The organism is Pseudomonas fluorescens, assembly GCF_902497875.1.
Taxonomy (GTDB): domain Bacteria; phylum Pseudomonadota; class Gammaproteobacteria; order Pseudomonadales; family Pseudomonadaceae; genus Aquipseudomonas; species Aquipseudomonas fluorescens_BR.
In genome coordinates this window covers 168032-186027 of sequence record NZ_CABVHY010000008.1, presented here as the reverse complement: position 1 = coordinate 186027, position 17996 = coordinate 168032, and the positions used below count along the sequence as shown (strand labels likewise).

General features: G+C 54.5%; 20 protein-coding genes. 5 read left to right on the top strand and 15 right to left on the bottom strand.

The annotated features are described in order from the left end of the window. Positions 1-8: 8 nt before the first annotated feature. The gene (locus F8N85_RS10315; RefSeq protein ID WP_150803517.1) at positions 9-260 is read left to right on the top strand and encodes a hypothetical protein; all 252 of its coding nucleotides are present in this window, start codon (positions 9-11) and stop codon (positions 258-260) included. 64 nt (positions 261-324) lie between these two features. On the opposite strand, the gene F8N85_RS10310 is transcribed toward F8N85_RS10315, so the two are convergent. Continuing rightward, positions 325-1233, bottom strand: coding sequence for a LysR family transcriptional regulator (locus F8N85_RS10310; protein ID WP_150803545.1), 909 nt, complete (start codon positions 1231-1233; stop codon positions 325-327). An 86-nt stretch (positions 1234-1319) separates the two neighbouring features. On the opposite strand from F8N85_RS10310, the gene F8N85_RS10305 reads away from it, so the two are divergent. Further along, positions 1320-2246 carry a carbon-nitrogen hydrolase family protein gene (locus tag F8N85_RS10305; RefSeq protein WP_150803516.1) on the top strand — a complete coding sequence of 309 codons (927 nt, stop codon included), beginning with the start codon at positions 1320-1322 and terminating at the stop codon, positions 2244-2246. Positions 2247-2399: 153 nt separating this feature from the next. Here F8N85_RS10305 and F8N85_RS10300 read toward each other — a convergent pair whose 3' ends face one another. The 3 genes from F8N85_RS10300 to F8N85_RS10290 all read right to left on the bottom strand — a co-directional run bounded on the left by F8N85_RS10300 (position 2400) and on the right by F8N85_RS10290 (position 4446). After that, on the bottom strand, positions 2400-2942 hold the full coding sequence (locus tag F8N85_RS10300; RefSeq protein WP_150803515.1) for a GNAT family N-acetyltransferase: 543 nt from the start codon (positions 2940-2942) through the stop codon (positions 2400-2402). Between the two features lie 87 nt (positions 2943-3029). Then, positions 3030-3500: an LEA type 2 family protein gene (locus tag F8N85_RS10295; RefSeq protein ID WP_150803514.1), complete on the bottom strand. Its 471-nt coding sequence runs from the start codon at positions 3498-3500 to the stop codon at positions 3030-3032. Positions 3501-3528: 28 nt separating this feature from the next. Then, positions 3529-4446, bottom strand: a complete 918-nt coding sequence (locus F8N85_RS10290; RefSeq protein ID WP_150803513.1) for a LysR family transcriptional regulator — start codon at positions 4444-4446, stop codon at positions 3529-3531. Positions 4447-4547: 101 nt separating this feature from the next. On the opposite strand from F8N85_RS10290, the gene F8N85_RS10285 reads away from it, so the two are divergent. Both F8N85_RS10285 and speB read left to right on the top strand, forming a co-directional pair. Continuing rightward, the gene (locus F8N85_RS10285) at positions 4548-5642 is read left to right on the top strand and encodes a polyamine ABC transporter substrate-binding protein (RefSeq protein WP_150803512.1); all 1095 of its coding nucleotides are present in this window, start codon (positions 4548-4550) and stop codon (positions 5640-5642) included. Positions 5643-5652: 10 nt separating this feature from the next. Beyond that, positions 5653-6612 (top strand): agmatinase, encoded by a 960-nt coding sequence (gene speB, locus F8N85_RS10280; protein ID WP_150803511.1) that lies wholly within the window; start codon positions 5653-5655, stop codon positions 6610-6612. A 155-nt stretch (positions 6613-6767) separates the two neighbouring features. On the opposite strand, the gene F8N85_RS10275 is transcribed toward speB, so the two are convergent. Continuing rightward, positions 6768-7820, bottom strand: coding sequence for an aldo/keto reductase (locus F8N85_RS10275; protein WP_150803510.1), 1053 nt, complete (start codon positions 7818-7820; stop codon positions 6768-6770). Between the two features lie 187 nt (positions 7821-8007). Here F8N85_RS10275 and F8N85_RS10270 point away from each other — a divergent pair, with 187 nt between their 5' ends. Continuing rightward, positions 8008-8757, top strand: coding sequence for a helix-turn-helix transcriptional regulator (locus F8N85_RS10270; RefSeq protein ID WP_150803509.1), 750 nt, complete (start codon positions 8008-8010; stop codon positions 8755-8757). Between the two features lie 785 nt (positions 8758-9542). Here the strand turns inward: F8N85_RS10270 and F8N85_RS10265 are convergent. From F8N85_RS10265 to F8N85_RS10220, 10 genes are all read right to left on the bottom strand, one after another. Continuing rightward, positions 9543-9968, bottom strand: coding sequence for a hypothetical protein (locus F8N85_RS10265; RefSeq protein WP_150803508.1), 426 nt, complete (start codon positions 9966-9968; stop codon positions 9543-9545). A 329-nt stretch (positions 9969-10297) separates the two neighbouring features. After that, positions 10298-10732, bottom strand: a complete 435-nt coding sequence (locus F8N85_RS10260; protein ID WP_150803507.1) for a hypothetical protein — start codon at positions 10730-10732, stop codon at positions 10298-10300. 212 nt (positions 10733-10944) lie between these two features. Further along, on the bottom strand, positions 10945-11607 hold the full coding sequence (locus F8N85_RS10255; protein ID WP_150803506.1) for a GAD-like domain-containing protein: 663 nt from the start codon (positions 11605-11607) through the stop codon (positions 10945-10947). 124 nt (positions 11608-11731) lie between these two features. Continuing rightward, complete coding sequence (locus tag F8N85_RS10250) at positions 11732-12394, bottom strand: GAD-like domain-containing protein (RefSeq protein ID WP_150803505.1); 663 nt, start codon at positions 12392-12394, stop codon at positions 11732-11734. Between the two features lie 244 nt (positions 12395-12638). After that, a complete protein-coding gene (locus F8N85_RS10245; RefSeq protein ID WP_150803504.1) occupies positions 12639-13619 on the bottom strand; it encodes a hypothetical protein in 981 nt (326 codons plus the stop codon). A 117-nt stretch (positions 13620-13736) separates the two neighbouring features. Further along, a complete protein-coding gene (locus tag F8N85_RS10240) occupies positions 13737-14750 on the bottom strand; it encodes a hypothetical protein (RefSeq protein ID WP_150803503.1) in 1014 nt (337 codons plus the stop codon). Positions 14751-14777: 27 nt separating this feature from the next. Further along, positions 14778-15512: a GAD-like domain-containing protein gene (locus F8N85_RS10235; protein WP_150803502.1), complete on the bottom strand. Its 735-nt coding sequence runs from the start codon at positions 15510-15512 to the stop codon at positions 14778-14780. A gap of 190 nt (positions 15513-15702) precedes the next feature. Beyond that, on the bottom strand, positions 15703-16365 hold the full coding sequence (locus F8N85_RS10230; protein WP_150803501.1) for a GAD-like domain-containing protein: 663 nt from the start codon (positions 16363-16365) through the stop codon (positions 15703-15705). 124 nt (positions 16366-16489) lie between these two features. Further along, a complete protein-coding gene (locus F8N85_RS10225) occupies positions 16490-17152 on the bottom strand; it encodes a GAD-like domain-containing protein (protein WP_150803500.1) in 663 nt (220 codons plus the stop codon). A 124-nt stretch (positions 17153-17276) separates the two neighbouring features. Then, positions 17277-17939, bottom strand: coding sequence for a GAD-like domain-containing protein (locus tag F8N85_RS10220; protein ID WP_150803499.1), 663 nt, complete (start codon positions 17937-17939; stop codon positions 17277-17279). Positions 17940-17996 lie beyond the last annotated feature (57 nt).

The following is a 17996-nucleotide window of genomic DNA, read 5'->3' as shown; positions in this document are numbered from 1 at the left end:
TAACTCCCATGAGCTTCAATCTGGCTAACCAGCCCCTTGCCGAGCGCGCGGCGCTCGAAGATGAAAAGTCCCGTCTGTTCGACCTTTGGCAGAGCAACCTGGGCAAGGCCAAGGGCGAGGGCGCGCGCTTGTTCGGCGAGCGCTCCAAGCGCAAGGGCAAATGGGCGGAATGGGTGCGCTCGGAGCTCGATACCCTGTCTCCACCGGAGTTCGCGAACATGGTGCGTAGCGAAGTCAATCGGTTGATGACGGCGAAATAGTTGAAGATCGTCGAAGATCAAGATCAAAAGATCGTCTGAACGCAGCCCGACCCTGCGGCAGCTCCTACACAAAGCACGCCACTATGGCTTCGCGGACTTTCAGCACTACCGGATCGAGCTGAGCGCTGGTGCGCCAGCCCAGTTCGATCGGATAGCGCGGCAGCTCCAGGGGGCAGGGCAGCAGCATCAGCCCGGTTAGCGCGGCAATGCTGCGGGCCGCATGGGCCGGGATAGTCGCCACGGCCTGGCTGCCTTTGAGCAAATAAGGCAGCGCGGCGAAGTGGGTAGTCGAGGCGCAGACCTGTCGGCTCAGTCCCAGCCCGGCCAATCCTTCGTCGGTAATCCCGATAAACCCTCCTGACGACACCAATAGGTGTTCGCGAATGACGAACTCGTCGAGGCTGATTTCATGCTGCCCGTCCGCCAGGCTGTGGGGATCCACCAGGCACAGGTAATCCCCTTCGCCCAGCACCTGGCGGCTGAGCATGCGCTCGGCAAAACCACCGGCGGTAATCGCCAGGTCGATACTGCGCTCCATCAAGGCATGGGCAACGATCTGGCTGTGGGTTTGCCGAAAGATCAGCCGCAGTTTCGGCGCGCGCCGGGCGACCTCCTCGATCAGCCTGCGACCGTAGGCAATTTCGAAGTCATCGGATAGACCGACGGCGACCGAACGGCCCTCGTAGTGACTGGCAGCCGGATCGACCATCGCCAGGCTTTGTCGACATTTATTCAGCGCTTCACTGACCACCGGTTTCAGCTGGTTGGCCCGTAGTGTCGGTGCCAGCCCGCGTCCCGTGCGTACGAAGAGTTGATCGCCATACAAGTCCCGCAACCGGCGCAATGCTGCACTCATCGCCGATTGCGTGACCCCCAGGCGTAACGCCGCGCGGCTGGCGCTGGACTCGTCATGCAGCGCCTCGAAGGCCTTGAGCAAGTTGAGGTCGACGTGGGCGATATTCATCTGGTTCATATCATTCATCAGCGAACGGGGCTTTATTCATGATCGGTCGCGGCCGGAGAATGAGCAACACCTCATTGGCTCATGGAGTTACCGCGATGCCCACGTCCATCGTTGCTGCACTGCAAATCGGTTCTCTGCCCGGCGGCAAGGGCGAGACCCTGGAACAGATCCTTTCTTATGAAAGCGCCATAGTCGAGTCTTGCGCGAGCCTGGTAGTGATGCCCGAAGCCTTGCTCGGTGGCTATCCCAAAGGCGAAGGGTTCGGGACGCAACTGGGGTATCGCTTGCCGGAAGGGCGGGAAGCCTTTGCCCGTTATTTTGCCAACGCCATCGAGGTCCCCGGCGTTGAAACCGAAGCCTTGGCGCGATTATCGGCACGAACCGGTGCCAGTCTGGTACTGGGTGTGATCGAGCGCTCCGGCAGCACGCTGTATTGCACGGTGCTGTATTTCGAACCACAGGGCGGACTGCTGGCCAAACACCGCAAGCTGATGCCCACCGGCACCGAGCGACTGATCTGGGGCAAGGGCGACGGCTCGACCTTGCCGGTGATCGATAGCCAGGTCGGACGAATCGGTGGCGCGGTGTGTTGGGAAAACATGATGCCGCTACTGCGCACCGCGATGTACGCCAAGGGCGTGGAGGTCTGGTGCGCGCCGACGGTGGATGAGCGGGAAATGTGGCAGGTCAGCATGCGCCATATCGCTCACGAAGGGCGTTGCTTCGTGGTCAGCGCCTGCCAGGTTCAGGACTCGCCGCAAACCCTGGGCCTGGACATCGCCAACTGGCCAGCCGAACGCCCGCTGATTGCCGGCGGCAGCGTGATTGTCGGGCCCATGGGCAATATTCTTGCCGGGCCGCTGGTGGGCGGTGCAGGGTTGTTGACCGCCGAGATCGATACGGATGAACTGGTCCGCGCCCGCTACGACTTCGACGTGACCGGACACTACGCGCGCCCGGATGTCTTCGAGTTGAGCGTGGATGAACGGGCCAAGCCGGGGGTGCGGTTTGTGAAGGATTGAGACCAGTGTTTGCATCGATAGAAATGCTGCGCAGACTGGATCGCCAGGATCGCAGCCTGCGGCAGCTCCTACAGGAGTTGCATACACCCGCTCATTTGCGGGTGTACAGGGTCTGTGTAGGAGCTGCCGCAGGTTCGGGCCGCGTTCGGACGATCATTTTTGGCGCCATTGCTCACGAGTAGTTTCCCAGATATCGCACGGCAAGCGCCCGCTGACAAAATCGCGTTCTTCGGTACGGATCAGGCGCATGCCGTCGCGCTCCGAAATGCGTCGCGAGGCCAGGTTCGGTGCGGCCTTGGGCACTCGCATCAGCGGCCGGCCGAGGGTTTCGAACCAATAGTCGGTCACCGCCGCACTGGCTTCACTCATCAGCCCCTGACCCTGCCATTGCGGTGCGAGCCAGAAACCGCGGTTGTTGTCTTGTTCATCCATCAGGCTGACGTTGCCGATCAGTTGTTCGGGTGCGGATTTCAAACGGATCGACCAGTGCCATTCTGCGCCCCGGGCGATGGCCGGCAGGGCCATGTCGCGCAGGTAAGTCAGCGCGCCGTCGGCCGGATACGGCCACGGCACCAAGGCATTGAGATAACGCACCACTTCCCAATGAGGGAACTGCTGCTGAATCGCCTCGGCGTCGGCCAGCTCCAGCGGGCGCAGGATCAGGCGTTCGGTGTACAGCGTGGGTGTGGATTCCATGAGTGATGTTTCCTCCTTGGGGTGTAGTAGAAATCTATAGCGAGCGATCACTTGTGGCGAGGGAGCAAGCTCCCTCGCCACAGGTTATCAAGTCCCGGTGATCGTGCCCGGCAGGCTGAGATTGCCGTGATCGACAAAACGCAGGGTACCGAACAACCCACCGGCGAGTTTACCGCGTAGCACATAGGGCAGGTTGTCGAGGCTCTGGGTTTTGCTCAGACCCAGTGTCTGGCGCACCATGGAAAACGCCGAGACGCTGACCGGCACCGTCAGGATCGTTTCGGAGAAGCGCGCGATGGTGCCGTGTTGATCGCTCACGCCAGTGGCCAGCGGCTGTCCGTTGACTTCAAGATTCAGCGCCACTCCGTTGTAGTCGATCGGCGTTTCATTGGGGTTTTGCAGGCGAATCTTCACCGCGAAGCGCACTTCCAGATCCTCGCTCTGCAGCGCTTCGATACCGACCAGGTTGATGTTCAGTGGGTCACGGTTGGGGAGCAGGGCGCAGGCACTCAAGCTGAGCAAGAGCAGGGCGAGGGATAAACCGATGAATCTGCGCATGGACATGTTCTCTGGTTGATGGGTCACTTCAGCGCGCTGGTGCAAGCCGATTCACGCAAAACGCCCTGAGCAAATCCTCCTCGAATGCCCGCTGCGCATCTCCCGGCACCTGCGCCCGATGCCGGGCCAGGTGAAAGGCCACTTCAAAGCTCAGGTCGGGTCGAGGCACTGCCCGGAGCAAGCCTTTGTCTTCCCAGGAGCGGGCGAAGTGGCTGGGCAGATAGCCGACATGTTTGCCGGAAAGGATGAAGGCGAGGGTGCCTTCGACCTGTTCCGAGCGCGCCGAGCAGAGTTTGCCCTGAAAGGGTTCGTCGCTGCGCAGAAAGCGATACGGGTGATCGACCCGGTCGGTGCTGTGCAGCGCGTCATCGTCAGGCGCGTCGTTGGTAAACAGCGGATGACCTTTTGCGCAATACAGATGCTGGGTTTCGGTGAACAGCTGGCGGTAGTCGAAGGCGCTTTGGGCCTGTGAGAAATAGCCGATCGCCAGGTCCAGCTGCTGTTGCAGCAGCAACCGTTCCATCTCGCCAGGCATGGCGCTGAGCAGTTCGATGCGCACCGATTCATCCCGTTGGCGAAAGCGCCGGATCGCTTCGGCGACCCGTTGCAGGACTGACTGATCAAGGGCTTCGGACAAGCCCAGGCGCACTTCACCGAGTAATCGACCGGCCATGCCGTTGGACTCATGGCGGAACGCTTCAATGGAGTCGAACAGCCCGCGCGTCGCACTGAGCAGCTGTTCGCCCTTGGGGGTCAGTTTGAAACCGCCTTTACCGCGACTGCACAGCCGGTATCCGAGTCGGGTTTCGAGCTTGGCCATCTGCTGGCTGATGCTCGACTGGCTCAGGCCCAGCTCGCCTTGGGCGGCGCTGAAGCCGCCGCACTCGACGACGCTGACAAACAAACGCAGCAGCTGCAGATCGAGATCGTGAAATTGACCGAGCATCAAACATTACTCGCGGATAAAGTCAGGATAATAAACTTAATATTTTTACAATGTATCACCCGGCGCATGCTGCAGGCACTCCCTCCCGGCAGGTGCTCGTCATGGGTTCTCTTCTCAAGTTTTGTTGTCCCGCATTGGTTTTTTTCCTGGCTGTTCCAGCCGTGGCCGAAGACAAAGTGCTCAATCTCTACAGTTGGGCCGATTACGTGGCGCCCGAGGCGTTGCAGCGTTTCGAACAGGAAACCGGCATCCTGGTGCGTTATGACACCTTCGACACCCCGGAAGTCCTGGAAACCAAACTGCTGACCGGTGGCAGCGGTTACGACGTGGTGGTGCCGTCGTCCAGCGTACTGGCCCGTGGCCTGGCCGCCGGTGCCCTGAAGGAAATCCCCCGCGACAGCCTCAAAGGCTACGCCAACCTCGATCCGGACCTGCTGGAAAAGCTTTCCGCGGTCGATCCCGGCAACCGTTATGGCGTGCCTTACACCTGGGGCACGCTGGGCTTGGGCATGAACGTCGAGGCGCTGCAGCAGCGGCTGCCGGGTGTATCCCTGAATAGCCTGGACTTGCTGTTCAAACCCGAATACGCCAGCAAGTTGAAAGACTGCGGAGTCGCCCTTCTCGATTCGCCCCAGGAGGTGATCGGGCTGGCGCTGCATTACCTCGGTAAAGATCCCTACAGCACCGACAAGAAGGATCTGACCGCCGCCGAAGCCCTGCTGCATCAGCTGCAGCCCTCGGTGCTGTACGTGGCCAGCGGGCGTCAGATCAGTGACCTGGCCAATGGCAGCGTGTGCCTGGCGCTGACCTACAACGGTGACGCGAGCATGGCCGCCGATCAGGCACGCAAGGCCGATAAGCCGTTTGAAGTGGCCTACCGGATTCCCCGGGAAGGCACGCTGGTCTGGCAGGACAACCTGGCGATCCCCAAGGACGCGCCACATCCGCAAGCCGCCCGGGCCTTTATCGAGTTCATGCTGCGCCCGGAATCAGTGGCAGCGCTGACCAATACCCTGTTCTTCGCCAGCGCCAACCAGGCGGCAACGCCCTTGGTGGATGCCGCTATACGCGAGGACGTCGACATCTATCCACCCACCGAGGTGCGTGAGCGCCTGTACGCCGACCGCAGCATGAGCCTCAAGGACATGCGTCAGCGCACCCGCCTGTGGACCACTTTCCGTAGCCGCCAACAATAAGGACCTCTCCATGGAAATCGCCGAACTGAACGACCAGGCCATGACCCGCGACAGCCTCTACGGGACTGCCGCCGAAAGCACCTACGCCGGCATTACCAGTTTCATGCGCCGCCGTTACAGCCGTGACCTGCGCGGAGTCGATGTGGTCGTCAGCGGCGTGCCGTTCGACACCGCTACCAGCAACCGCCCGGGCGCGCGTTTCGGGCCGCGGGGGATTCGCAGTGCCTCCAGCGGAATCGCTTGGGAGCGGCATTGGCCATGGACCTTTGACCCGTTCGACCATCTGGCGGTGATTGACTATGGCGACTGCAGTTTCGATTCCGGCACGCCGCACTCCGTACCGGACAGCATCGAGGCGCATGCCGAGAACATTCTCACGGCCGGTTGCGCGATGCTGACCTTCGGTGGCGATCACTTCATCAGCTACCCGCTGCTCAAGGCTCATGCCCGACAGCATGGCGCGTTGTCGCTGATCCATTTCGATGCTCACAGCGACACCTGGCCCGATGAAGAGGGCAAGCGCATCGACCACGGCACCATGTTCTGGCATGCAGCCAAGGAGGGGCTGGTGGACCCGTCGCGTTCGGTGCAGATCGGTCTGCGCACCACCAATGATGACCACCAGGGCTTCCAGGTGCTGGATGCGCGGCAAGTGCATCGACGTGGCTGCGAGGCGATCATCGAGTCGATCCGCGAACGGGTCGGCGATAACCCGGTGTACCTGACATTCGACATCGACTGTCTCGACCCGGCGTTCGCTCCCGGCACTGGCACGCCAGTGTGTGGTGGCCTGAGCACGGTGCAGGCGCTGGAAATTCTCGGCGGTTTGCGCGGGATCAATCTGGTGGGCATGGATGTGGTGGAAGTCGCGCCGGCCTATGACAGCGCGGACATCACCTCACTGGCGGCGGCGACCCTGGCGATGGAGATGCTGTGTTTGTATGCGGCGCGGCATAAGGTGGATCGGTAGGGTAGATTGAAGATCAAAAGATCGCAGCCTGCGGCAGCTCCTACATCGATCGGGTACACCGGCAAATGTTCAGGTGTACACACATCCTGTAGGAGCTGCCGCAGGCTGCGCTCTTTTGGGGAATCCAGGGCTTAGCTGACTCCCGGCAGAGCCTTTTAAACCACTGGAATCACCGACAGATCCAACACCTCTGTACCGCTGTAGCGCCCGATTGATCCAGCGATCGTTTCATGGGGCACTCCCATCGCCACTGCACTGCCGCCATCCAGACGAGCCAATTGTTCCGCGCTCAACTGCACCTCCAGGGCCCCCAACGTCGCATCGAGTTGCTCGCGGGTGCGTGAACCGAGAATCGGAATCAGCGCGGTGGTCGAGCGTTTGGCTTTTTCGCGCAACCAGGCAATGGCGACGTGGGTCGGGCTGGCGGCAAGCTCGGCGGCTACCGCCAGCAAGGAGTCGAGCAGGGCGGTTTCACGGGCACCTTTTTCCGCGTGAACCAGCATGCCCAGTTTGCTCGCGCGGGTGTCGTCGCTGCTGGCGCGGTATTTGCCGGTGAGGAAACCGCCAGCCAATGGCGACCACAGCGTCGCGGCCAGCCCCAGGGCTTCGGCCATTGGCAGCAATTCGCGCTCGGCGCTGCGTTCGGCCAGGCTGTACTCCACCTGGATAGCCGTAATCGGCGCAAAGCCGCGTACTTCAGCGAGCAAATCTCCTCGGGCGATGCGCCAGGCCGGGAAATTGGACAGCCCGGCGTAGTGGATCTTGCCGGCACGCACCAAATCATCGAACCCGCGAAGGATTTCTTCCATTGGCGTCACACCGTCACTGATGTGGGCCCAGAACAGATCGATGTGATCGGTCTTGAGCCGCTTCAAGCTTTCCTCGACCGAACGGATCATGTTTTTGCGGTTGTTGCCGGTGTGGGAAATGCCGGCGGCAGGCGTGGTACCCATGGTGTATTTGGTGGCGATCACCAAGCTGTCGCGTTCGGCGGCAATGAACTCGGCGAGCATGGTTTCCGATTGTCCGGCCTGATAACCATTGGCGGTGTCAATAAAGTTGCCACCGGCTTGGAGGTAACCATCGAAGATTCGTTTGGCTTCATCCCGTTCGGCGCCATGCCCCCACCCGGTGCCGAAATTGCCGGCGCCCAGGGCCAGTTCCGAAACGCGCAAGCCGGTGCGACGACCAAAGACTTTGTAATGCATGGGATAACTCCTGAAAAAGCTGGGGGAGGGGGTTTTATCGATTTAATATTATGCGCGTAATATTTGCTGTCAAGATGCTTTTCGGTTCACCGCCCAATGGTCGATCGGCGCTCGGTTCACTGCTGACAGTTTCTGACAGCAGCCTCTGCTAATCTCCCTCGACCTTTAGATCAAGAGCGTAAGCCACGTGTCGCGTACCAGCCGTTTGTTAACCTTGCTGCAAGTCCTGCGTGGCAAGAGTCGCCCAGTGACTGCCGCGGTACTGGCCCGCGAGCTGGAGGTTTCCGAGCGCACGCTGTATCGCGACATCGCCGAACTGACGGCCCTCGGAGCGCCGATCCATGGTGAGGCGGGCATTGGCTATGTCCTGCGCAGCGGTTTGTTCCTGCCACCGCTGATGCTCAATGCCGACGAGACCGAAGCCATCGTGCTGGGCTTGCGTTATGTCGATCAGCGCGGTGACGAGGTGCTGAGCAAGGCCGCCGCCGACGCCCTGGCGAAGATCGCTGCGGTGCTGGCACCGGCGGCACAGGATGCCTTGCGCAACCCGACGGTGCTGCCCGGACCACCGGGTTACGGCTACCCGCAGAACGCCGTGGAGCTGAATGTGTTTCGCCAGGCCATTCGCAGCCAGGCCAAGCTGCACATCGATTACGCCGACGTGAATAAAGTGCCCAGTCAGCGGCTGATCTGGCCGTTGGCACTGGGCTTTTTCAACGAGGCGCGGGTGATCGTCGCCTGGTGTGAACTGCGCGAGGCGTATCGAACGTTTCGCACCGATCGGATTGCTGCCGCCAGTGAGCAGGGCGAACACTATCCGGGGCGTCGCAGCGACTTGTTGCGGGCCTGGCGCAAGCTGATGCAACTGGATGAAGCGGGGCGTTTCACACCTGACAACATTGGCGTAGATGCGAATTCGGGCTGTGGTTCCACGTGACACACGTGGATCAACTGCTGCGCGGGGAAGAAACTCACGTTTGTGGCGATTCCGGTTACACCGGGGTGCAAATGCTGCCAGGGTCGGTTTGACACACGGTGTGGTAGCGGATGTGGCTGAGCAGGCTGACCAGGCCGTGCACGTCCCACACCAGACGGTGAACACGGCGGTTAGGTCGAGTAAGCGGCTATCACGTACTCAGAAAGTTGGTCAGATGAACAGCAGGGCGGGCTGCGCTTCGCTCAACTGCCAGCCGCTGAACAGGCCATACGGAAGTCGCGCGAGCTGGTTTAGGTTTTATGACTCCACATAATATTCGGTGGTGCTTAACTCTTTGATAGCCACTTTGAAAAACGATCTTCTAGTACGGTTACTATTTTTTTATAGTTGATTTCAGTATCAGTTACGTTGTCTAAATTATCATATTCATGGAAGGTTTCTCCAAAATCAGTTAGGTAATAATATGTCCAGCCGGGGCGATAGTAGTCTTGCGTAAATGCGTTGCCCTTGGGGGTGAAGTGGGCTGGCAGTAGTTGTTCTCCAAGTATTTCTCGAATGCTCTGGAGCTTCGACTCCAGTGTGTTTGTACTGGCTATGGCTTTAGCTAGTTCATCGCCTTTTAAGAGCAAGCCTCTGGTAGATGCCCATTGCAGATAAAAAATGGCAACATTCCAGTACGATCATCTGTTTCATTTGGGAGTGGGAAAAAGTCAAAGGGTTGTACTTCAAAGTCTTTTTTACCTTGGTCGAGAAACTGCTTGAGAATGTCTTCCACTGTTTTTTACCTATGCGAAATGATAAATGCTGTACCAAGGTTCATCGTTTTGTAGGTTCCAATAATTTATTTGATAGTCTAGATCTTTTTTTAGGGCTCCGGAAGGATCTGTTTTTTTTATCATTCGTACTATTTTACTAATGTGTTCATGCTTTAGTTCGAATCCTGGATAGTTTAGCAAGCATAGAGCACTATTGGGGTCTTTATGTATAAGTCGTGGAAGAATTTTAAAGTAAGAGTCGTAGTATTGTTCAAAGTCAATGCCGCTGAGAGCGCTTACGAATGTCTGCATCACGGATGAGTCGAAAGGTTTTAAAAAACTCTCCATTATGATGTCCACTATTTCGCTGTCGATATTTGGCGGTGGCTCATATACAAGCTTGCAGAATTTTTCCTCAGCTGCCCTGTTTCTAGGACCGCTTAACAGATCTTTCATTTCAGTGATCCATTGTGCTTTGTGTCTGGTTGTCATATGTGTCCCTTGCATTTAGACCATGCGAGCATTTGAGCAATTGCGGCATCCAAATATTAATGTGTGCTTTGTTTCTATCGTCAAACTTAGGTCGAGTACGCGACTATCACGTACTCAGAAAGTTGGTCAGATGAACAGCAGCGGTGAGGCGTGTGCACAGTCGCCGTCCTTGGCTAGTATATTTAGTGCTTGTGACCACTTTGAAATCGCTTGTTCGAATGCCGATTCGTCATAAAGGATATTGCCTTTCTCTGATGAGGTGGTTATGTTTTCGTAAACCCTGTCAGGGAGATTCATTTTCTTCCCTTCTTTTGTGCAAGATAAAAGTTTAGGTATTTTTTATCTTCGTCTATAAATGGTCTTTTTCCATACTTCTTAAACTGTTGGTCAAAAAATTGGTATGCAATAGAGGTTTCGCCAGCATCAAAGTGGACGGTTGCTGCAATAAATTCTACATAGTCGCTGGGTTGCGGGAGGTACAAGTCACGCATCACAGCTAACCAAACTTTAGCTTTTTCGTATTGCTTAGTCTCCTTAAAGAAAGACACGAGGCCTCTTGCGAGACTTTGAGAGTAGTCAAGTGACGATTTTGGGTGTGGGATAATCTCCCATGCTCTTAGAAAAGATGACTCAGCCTCATTGAGTTGATTTTTTTTCCAGTATTCACGCCCTTCTTTTGAAAGGTTACCGATTTTTTCAATCTGCTCTGGAGTTAATGTAGATTCCATTGTGTGCCTACTTGGTTAGAGATTTGTAAGTTTGTCCTGGTTTTGCGCCTGCAGACCTATTAATACTGACGTGGCGTACACGTACCGCACTGGCGCCTCACCGTGCCAGACAGCGAACACAGTGGCTGGCTCGAGTACGCGGCTATCACGTACTCAGAAAGTTGGTCAGATGAAGAGCTGCGGTAAGGCGTGTGCACAGTCGCCGTCCTTGGCTATTTCATGAGCTTGTCGAAGTCGACACCGGAGAAAGGCAGCGTCGGGCTGTCGAACTGCCGAAGGATGTGCAAATGCGGATCCAGTTTGAGGCGACGCAGGTTTTCCAGTGTGGGGCTGCCGCCCAATACAAGTGCGGGCTCGAAACCGTACATTTCATCGGGTGCCAGTGGGCCGTACTTCTTCACAGCACGGTCAAACAGCAGTTTGCCGTTGGTATCCGAGTAGTCAAAGTCATCAACTTCAGCGGTGCCGAACAGTGCCTGAATGGAAGTGTCCTGTTCGTGAAGAGGTTTAGGTTTCAATTGGTTCTTTAGCGCCAGTATTTCGTTGTGAAGGCAAATGATGGTAACGCTTGCCCCTGTCTTTTCGCCACATAAGTAGAGGTCGCCGAAGGCGCCGCGGGCAATTACGTGAAAGTTATCGAGAGTGGCAAGTGGTGTTTTCTCCAGCCAAGCGTCTTTGATGTCCTCGTAATCATCGGGATTGACTGTCCAAAGGCGGCCGTTTGCATATCCCGCCCAACCTTCTTCACGCCAGCAGGTCAGTAAGACGGGGGGGAGCTTGTCGGCCCATTGGGCCAGATAGGCTTCAGTAACGGGCGTGCGCTGGGTAGCTTCGCCAAAATTCTCAATGAAGTACGCGAAGTGGGGATCTCTCATTATCATTTTCCTTTCTTGCTATGTGGGCACTCGCACCAGACGGTGAGCACGGCGGTTAGGTCGAGTACGCGGCTATCACGTACTCGGAAAGTTGGTCAGATGAAGCGCAGCGGTGAGGCCTTGGCTATTTCATGAGCTTGTCGAAGTCGACGCTGGAGAAAGGCAGCGTCGGGCTGTCGAACTGGCGCAGGATGTGCAAATGCGGATCCAGTTTGAGGCGGCGCAGATTCTCCAGCTTGGCAGTGCCGCCCAACACCAGCGCGGGCTCGAAGCCGTACATTTCATCGGGTGCCAGCGGGCCGTACTTCTTCACAGCACGGTCAAACAGCAGTTTGCCGTTTATGTCCGGATAGTCGACCCTATCAACTTCGACAACGCCGAAAAGTGCCTTGATGGAAAAATCCTGGTCACTTAAGGGCTTTGGTCTCAGTTTGCTTTTCAGTGCGAGTATTTCATTGTGGTGACAGACGATGGTGACGCTTGCGCCCGTTCTTTCACCACACAAATAAAGCTTGCCGAAGGCAGTCCGGGCAATTACGTGAAATGTATCGAGGGTGGAAAGTGGCGTCTCCTCTAGCCAAGCGTCCTTGATGTCCTCGTAATCATCAGGGTTCACGGTCCACAGGCGCCCATTTGCATATCCCGCCCAGCCCTCTTCGCGCCAATAAGTCAGCAGGCTGGGGGGGAGCTTGTCGGCCCAATGAGCAAGGCTGGCCTCGGGAACGGGTGTTCGGTGGGTAGCTTCACCAAAATTCTCAATGAAAAAAGCAAAATCCGGGTCTCTCATCGTTTTCTTCCTTTCTTGCCAGGTGGGCAAATTTTCAATTCCACATTCATCATGTCCGAGCCATCACCGCGTGCGATTGCATTTTCAAGGTTCGGGGGAGGGTGCCCAGCCCTTGCACGCGGTCGGTGCGGATCACCCGATGGCCGTCGGCGGTGTTCAAAGGTGTAGAGCAGGCATTCCTCGGCCGTGAGGCTCCCGTTATCACCTCGGCCTGGACACAAGCGAACGCAAAAAATTCATCGCGTCAATTGTCGATATGCTTAAACTCTTCCCATGTTTGACCATCAAAGCGCAGCAGTTTTTCAGATGAAAGCACCCACAGAACCCCGTCTTTAGACTCGATGCTGCTTACTTCTTTTACGGCAATATTGAGCTTGCTTAAAATACTGTTGTGGAAAGTGTAAATTCCATCGCTAGCACCAATAAACATACGTCCTTGGAATTCTGTTATTGAATAAAAATCTGAGTCTAGCATTTTGCGAGTAAGTACTTTGAATCCCAGGTCTGCACTGCCATTAAGTACAGTGCCTTGCGAACCTACTATCCAGACGACGTCTGTTTGGGTAAGGTGTGCGCAATGAAGGTCGGCGGCAGTAAGTTTTGCCAGGGTGAGCCAGTTGATGCCGTTGTGGTGCGCAATAAATCCGTTGTTTCCTACGGTGTAAATGTTGTTTCTGGAGCCATTAATATCAAATAGATCCAAGGTGCTGTTGACTGAATTTCTTATTTTTTCTCTGAAGCTCAGGTCGGCATCGTCTGGAATCAATTTTTCTGTTTGGAGGATTCCGTCATCAAAGTGCTCCCAGGTCAATTTGTTTTTCTTGTAAATTTGCCCTCTGTGGCCACAAACATACAAATTGCCATCTATATGATTGATTTTATTGACGTATCCATAGAATTTACTGGAAGGCTCCAGTCCTGCATCTTTTATTTTTTCGGTGATCGTGGCTTCTCTACTAAAGCATTCAATATCCCCCTCTTCGCTCAATGCATACACCTTCCGCACTTCCCCAGTGATTGGTGGCGGGAAGCAGGTCGAAACCACGTGCCAGTTTTGCTGGTCATGATAGAACCACTTGTCCTTGTTTTTATCCTGATAGAAAAAAAGTCTAGAGTAAGGTTCGTCCAGTGAGGAGCCAGCAAATGAGCATGACATATAGTACATGTCTCTAGTAATTGCTGAGCCGGTATTCATGGTTAATTTTTTACTCTGTTTCATGGTCATCGTTGCATCTCCTTAACAATCACCCGCCGGATGTCGCGAGGCTGGGCGAAGATGTAGGCGTCCTGTTTTGCGTGGTGAGAATTTTAGTAAATAAGAATGGCAATGTGAAGTAATTATTCATAGTTGATCGTTGTCAGGGAGTTCAATAATTTTCCAGGTGCCGGTGTTTAATCGAAGAATAAATTTATTAGTGATAACCCACAATGTATTGTCGGTTGTGTCAATGGATTCAATGCTGTATTGACTAGGTAAGGTTATAGTGCCGAAGCTAGCTTTGATTAAAGTATTTTTAGTGACGCAAAATAGCCCTGATGTCGATCCTAAATACAGTGATTTGTTGAATAGTCTGACAGACCAAAAATTGATGTCGGTTTTCTCAATTGGCATTCTTCGGAAACCGTTAGTGTGATTTCCTCTAATCACTACTCCGTTATGCCCGCACATTATAATGTCATCGGGTGTGACGCAGTGGATGTCATGCAGGTGTTGCCGTGTCCCACTCTGGCTTTGCTGCCATTCATGGCCATTCCAGTGTAAAACCATACCATTTGTTCCGCATGTGTATATGTTGTTTTCGCTAGTGCCTTTGATGCATTCGAATAATGTAAGAGTTCGTGTTTTTTTTGTAAGCTCAAGGATGTTTAATTCTTTTCCTGATTTTATTTCGGTTGCAATTTCTTTTAAGATGTTCACGGCGTCATCTCTAAAGCTTACGCCTGTTTCTTCCCAGAAGTTGTTGCTACGATAAAAAATTTGATTTTCTGCGCCGCAAGCATATGTTCTATTTCCTATGTGGGTGATGCTGCTCAGTGAGCCTGCATTTTCACGCATTGGAATTGCCTCATTAAGCGTGCTATTTGAATTGTATGTTTCAACAGTTCCATCAGTGCATAAAGCGTACGCCACTCTTGGCTTTGCATCTGATGCAGGGCGTACCGCTACTGAAACTACGGTCTTGTCAATGATGTCGTGATGAAACCAAAGTCCTGGCAGTGCAAGGTTTAGAACAAACATTCGAGTGTGGTTGATTTCAGGGGCAATGGCATCAATAAAAGATGTGACATAAAGCATTTCATCATTTATTGCGGCGCCTGAGCCAAAGGTTATAGGTGTTTTTTTGGAGGTTTTCATATGACATCTCCCTATATATTCGTACTGTTAAAGTCCGTCGGCACCTTTTGGATCAGCATGAAATAAATCATCTGGGTTCAGGTCTTTGCTTGCATTATTTATTGTTCTTCGGATTACTGCAGGCTTTTCGTGGTTCAGAACATCAATGAGTTGAATTTGACATGTTTGAGAAATTATAGTGAAGTGCTCAGTTGCTCTTAAGCGTTTTAGATATTTTAACTCTGCTACTCCTGCAATTGAAAGGGCAGGGACAAATCCGTAGCACTCACCTATTTCCAAGCTGCCAAGTTTTTTCTTTGCGCGAGAGAACAGCGGTTTGTCGTTGATGTCAAAAAAGTCCAGATCCTCATGGTCAAGTGCAAAAGGTAAATCTATTGTGTTATCAAAGTTGGAGTTTGGGTCTTTGGGTGATGTGAAGTTGGTGTTGCATAAACGGCCTTCTAGCAGATCGACGTCTCCGCAGCCGAAGGAGTCTTGATAGAAGTAGATAGTTCCAAACGCAGTATAGGCGAAAGCGTGGCAATTGAATTGATTAAAATCTTCGTCGTCGCCGAGGGCGAGTGAAAGAACACCTTTGAAATCGTTTGGGTGGCATCTTTGTAGCCGACCGCCTTGCAGAATGCAACGACCGTAAGCCTGGTAGAGCTCGATCAATTGATTTGGAAGCGTGGCGGGTAAAGTGCCTAGTTCGTGCGCATTGAAAAGTTTGAACGTCGTTGGTTCGCCATTCTCATCGATGATAAATTCTATTAGTTCGTTCATTTTTTCAACCCTGGACACTTTTGAAGTTTCACGTTCATTTTATCTTTGTCCGAACCTTTTCTCTCCAACTTACCGGCTGACCAGGCCATGCACGTACCGCACCAAACAGCGAACACGGCGGTTAGGTCGAGTACGCGACTATCACGTACTCAGAAAGTTGGTCAGATGAAGAGCAGCGGTGAGGCCTTGGCTATTTCATGAGCTTGTCGACGTCGACGCTGGAGAAAGGCAGCGTCGGGCTGTCGAACTGGCGCAGGATGTGCAGGTGCGGATCCAGCTTGAGACGACGCAGGTTTTCCAACGTGGGGCTGCCGCCCAATACAAGTGCGGGCTCGAAGCCGTACATTTCATCGGGGGCCAGCGGGCCGTACTTCTTCACAGCACGGTCAAACAGCAGTTTTCCGTTGGTGTCCGGGTAGTCACATTTTTCTAATTTGGCAACACCGAATAGCGCTTGAATGGATGGATCATGATCGTGTAAGGGTCTGGGCTTGAGTTGGTTTTTCAATGCGAGTATTTCATTGTGGAGACAGACGATGGTGACGCTTGCGCCCGTTCTTTCACCGCATAAGTAGAGGTCGCCAAAGGCATCACGGGCAATTACGTGGAAGTTATCGAGGGTGGCAAGTGGCGTTTCCTCCAGCCAAGCGTCCTTTATATCTTCGTAATCATCAGGGTTCACCGTCCACAGGCGCCCATCCGCATATCCCGCCCATCCCTCTTCGCGCCAATAAGTCAGCAGGATGGGGGGGAGCTTGTCGGCCCAATAAGCAAGGCTAGCCTCGGGAACGGGTGTGCTGTGGGTGGCCTCACCAAATTTCTCTATGAAGTACTCGAAATGGGGATCTCTCATTATCATTTTCCTTTCTTGCCATGTGGGCATCCGCACCAAACGGTGAGCACGGCGGTTAGGTCGAGTACGCGACTATCACGTACTCAGAAAGTTGGTCAGATGAAGAGCAGCGGTGAGGCCTTGGCTATTTCATGAGCTTGTCGACGTCGACGCCGGAGAAAGGCAGCGTCGGGCTGTCGAACTGCCGCAGGATGTGCAAATGCGGATCCAGTTTGAGGCGGCGCAGATTCTCCAGCTTGGCAGTGCCGCCCAATACTAGCGCGGGTTCGAAGCCGTACATTTCATCGGGTGCCAGCGGGCCGTACTTCTTCACAGCACGGTCAAACAGCAATTTGCCATTAGCGTCCGGGTAGTCCAAATCATCTGGCTCACGAGAACCAAAGAAGGATTGAATTGAAAGGTCTTGCTCGTGGAGGGCGCTAGGCTTCAAATTGTTTTTCAGCGCCAGTATTTCGTTATGAAGGCAGACAATGGTGACACTTCTCCCGGTTCTTTCACCACACAGATAGAGGTCGCCGAAGGCGCCGCGGGCAATTACGTGGAAGTTATCGAGGGTGGCAAGTGGTGTTTCCTCCAGCCAAGCGTCCTTGATGTCCTCGTAGTCATCGGGATTCACTGTCCATAAGCGTCCATTTGCATATCCCGCCCACCCTTCTTCGCGCCAACAGGTCAGCAAGATAGGGGGGAGTTTGTCGATCCATTGAGCAAGGCTAGCCTCGGGAACGGGTGTTCGGTGGGTAGCCTCACCAAATTTCTCTATGAAGTACGCGAAGTGGGGATCTCTCATTATCATTTTCCTTTCTTAACAGGTGGGCACCCGCACCAGACGGTGAACACGGCGGTTAGGTCGAGTACGCGGCTATCACGTACTCAGAAAGTTGGTCGGATGAAGAGCTGCGGTGAGGCCTTGGCTATTTCATGAGCTTGTCGAAGTCGATGCCGGAAAAAGGAAGCGTCGGGCTGTCGAACTGGCGCAGGATGTGCAAATGCGGATCCAGTTTGAGGCGGCGCAGATTCTCCAGCTTGGCAGTGCCGCCCAACAACAGCGCGGGCTCGAAGCCGTACATTTCATCGGGTGCCAGCGGGCCGTACTTCTTCATAGCACGGTCAAACAGCAGTTTGCCATTAGCGTCCGGGTAGTCCAAATCTTCTGGATCACTAGAACCAAAGAAGGATTGAATTGAAAGGTCTTGCTCGTGGAGGGCGCTAGGCTTCAAATTGTTTTTCAGCGCCAGTATTTCGTTATGAAGGCAGACAATGGTGACACTTCTCCCGGTTCTTTCACCACACAGATAGAGGTCGCCAAAGGCGCTACGGGCAATTACGTGGAAGTTATCGAGGGTGGCAAGTGGTGTTTCCTCCAGCCAAGCGTCCTTGATGTCCTCGTAGTCATCGGGATTAACCGTCCACAGGCGCCCATCTGCATATCCCGCCCAGCCCTCTTCGCGCCAATAAGTCAGCAGGATGGGGGGGAGCTTGCCAACCCATTTGACAAAACTCTCCTCGGGGACATGCGTGCTGTGGGTCGCCTCGCCAAAACTCTCTATGAACAAAGCAAAATCCGGGTCTCTCATTTTTACTTTCCTTTCTTGCCATGTTGGCATCCGCACCAGACGGTGAGCACGGCGGTT